The organism is Falsiroseomonas oryzae (assembly GCF_027856955.1).
Taxonomy (GTDB): Bacteria; Pseudomonadota; Alphaproteobacteria; order Acetobacterales; family Acetobacteraceae; genus Falsiroseomonas; species Falsiroseomonas oryzae.
Window position 1 is genome coordinate 1 of sequence record NZ_JAPSMD010000640.1, and the last position, 2,316, is coordinate 2,316.

Here is a 2,316-nt window from a genome sequence, read left to right on the forward strand (position 1 = left end):
CGCGGCGATGGCGGGCTCCGCGCCGCCGTCGGCGCGGCCGTTGCGCAGGAAGCCGCAGTACATCGGCACGCGCGAGAGGCCGTGGCCGGCCTGGCCCTCGGCCTCCGCCGCCACCAGCGACGCGGCGGTCAGCGCCGCCATGCTCGGATTGGCGCCGGCGGCGGCCAGCGCGTCGCGGGCGAGGGCCTCGGCCTCGGTGAGGGTCAGGCGTGGCATCACGCGTCCGGCTTGATCTGCGCCTCGGTCACCAGCGTCGCCCAGCGGTCCGTCTCGGCGCGCACGAACTGGGTGGAGCGGGCGGCATCCCAGCCCAGCACCTGGAACCCGGCCTCCCGCCCGCGGCGTGTCGTCTCCGGGTCGTGGATCGCCGCCTGCACGTCGCGCTCCAGCCGCTGCAGCAGCGGCGCGGGGACGGCGGCCTGGGTCAGCACGGCGGTCCAGTTGGTGATCTCGAGCTCCGGCGTGCCGAGCTCCCGCACCGTCGGCACCTCCGGGACCAGCGGGTGGCGCTCCGCGCTGGTGATGGCGAGCGGGCGCAGCCGCCCGCCGCGGATCTGCGCCAGGCATTCCGGCAGGTTGCTCACCATCAGGTCGAGATTGCCGGCGGCGAGGTCGGTCACGCTCGGCGCGCCGCCGCGATAGGGCACGTGGACGATGTTGTCGCCGGCACGCGCGGCGCGGCGGAACAGCTCCAGCCCGAGATGCGGCGGCGAGCCGTTGCCGGAGCTGCCGCCGTTCAGCGCGCGTGTGCGCGCCAGCTGCATCAGGTCCTGCAGGCTGCGCGCCGGGCTCCTCTCCGCGTTCACGACGACGACCAGCGGCAGCGAGCCGAGCAGCGACAGCACCGCGAAGTCGCGCCGGAAATCGTAGGGCGCGTTGGGGAACAGCGTCGCGTTGACCGCATGGGTCAGCGTGATGGCCAGCAGCGTGTGGCCGTCCGGCGCCGCCTTCGCTGCCAGGTCGGCGCCGATCAGCGCGTTGCCGCCGGCGCGGTTGTCGATGACGACCGCCTTGCCCCAGATCTCCGAGAGCTTCTGCGCCAACAGCCGCGCCATGATGTCGGTCAGGCCACCCGGCGGGAAGGGCACGATGTAGCGCGGGTTGCGGTCGGGGAAGGCGGGCTGCGCGCGGGCCAGCCCGGGCAGCGCGAGCGTCGCGGCCAACGCGAAGGTCGTGCGGCGGCGGATCATGAACGTCTCCCTCGTTCCCTCTCGGTGCAGAGTGAGTGCGGCGCCGCGCGCCGGCAAGGGCCGTCGGTCAGGTCGGCCGCGCCTCGATCGCGGCATGGGCCACGCGGTTGTCCTCGGACCGGCGACGCAGCGCGGGATGCACACCACCGGGCGGCAGCGGCGGCGCGTCCCAGACCAGCCGGTGCGGCGACTCCGCCGCGAAGCCGGCAGCGGCGAAAGCCTCCAGCATCTCGGTCAGGCCGAGGCGGTTGGTGTAGAGCGCGGCGCGCGCGACGGCGCGGCCTTCCCAGAAGGCGGGCGCGAAGGCGAGGTGGCGCAGCGCGCCGCCCATGTGGTCCTTGAAGTCCACGCCGTGCAGCCCGATGCCGTCGCGCGCGGTGACGCGGCGCAACTCCGCCAGAAGCGGCGCCAGGTCCTCGCGCCGGACATGCTCCAGCACGGCTTCCGACACGACGAGGTCGATGGTTCCGGCGGCGAGCGCGGAGAGGCGTTCGGTGCCGCCGATCAGCAGAGTCGCGCCGCAGGCCTTCAGCACGTCCGCGCGCGTCGCGCAGCCCGCGAGGTCGGGCGGCGCGAGGCCGGCGGCGCGCGCCGCATCCGCCGCCATGCGGTAGGGCGCGAGGTCGTTCGGCGCGTCGTCCTCTACGTCGAGGTACCAGATCGGGCCGAGGCCGAGCGCGGCGGCGACCGGCGCGCGGCGCACCATGGCGCCGGGCCCGAGCTCCAGGAAGCCGCGCGGGGCGCGGCCTATCAGCCGGGTGGCATGCGCGACGGTGTCGATCACCGGCTGTGCCTGGCGGGCCGCATCGTCGGCCCCGAAGGAATGCCGGCGCAGGCCCAGGGCGCGCCAGGCGCGGGGCGGGACGGGCAGCGCGCCGATCACCAGCTTGGCACCCAGCTTCACCCACCAGGGCACGGGTGCCCCGGCAGAGAGGCCGGGGGGGACGGGAAGTTCCTCGACGGGACGGGCGGGCATGGGCCCTCCCTAGCCGGATACGACGCGGCGGTCAGCCGTGCCGTGGCGGCCTGCGCCGCAGCGTGGCGGATCAGCCGGCCGTGGCGCGCGGCGCGGGCTGGCCGACGGCGCGCCAGTGCGGCGGCAACTCGTCCTCGGCCGTCGGCATCT

Annotated in this window: 3 protein-coding genes; all 3 read right to left on the reverse strand. The window is 75.6% G+C overall.

Features of this window, described 5'->3' with window-relative positions; genetic code table 11:
* On the reverse strand, nt 1-216 hold a 216-nt coding region (locus OZN99_RS30005), incomplete at its 3' end, for an Ldh family oxidoreductase (protein WP_270938873.1).
* Entirely contained in the window at nt 216-1,190 is a 975-nt protein-coding gene (locus tag OZN99_RS30010) for a Bug family tripartite tricarboxylate transporter substrate binding protein (protein ID WP_270938874.1), read from the reverse strand. The genes OZN99_RS30010 and OZN99_RS30005, both read right to left, overlap by 1 nt.
* Before the next feature lie 67 nt (nt 1,191-1,257).
* Nucleotides 1,258-2,166, reverse strand: a complete 909-nt coding sequence (locus tag OZN99_RS30015; RefSeq protein ID WP_270938875.1) for a methyltransferase domain-containing protein — start codon at nt 2,164-2,166, stop codon at nt 1,258-1,260.
* Between the last annotated feature and the right edge of the window lie 150 nt (nt 2,167-2,316).

Coding starts and splice junctions, on each gene's coding strand:
- OZN99_RS30010 (WP_270938874.1), bottom strand. CDS start 1,190: ATGATCCGCCGCCGCACGACCTTCGCGTTGGCCGCGACGCTCGCGCTG.
- OZN99_RS30015 (WP_270938875.1), bottom strand. CDS start 2,166: ATGCCCGCCCGTCCCGTCGAGGAACTTCCCGTCCCCCCCGGCCTCTCT.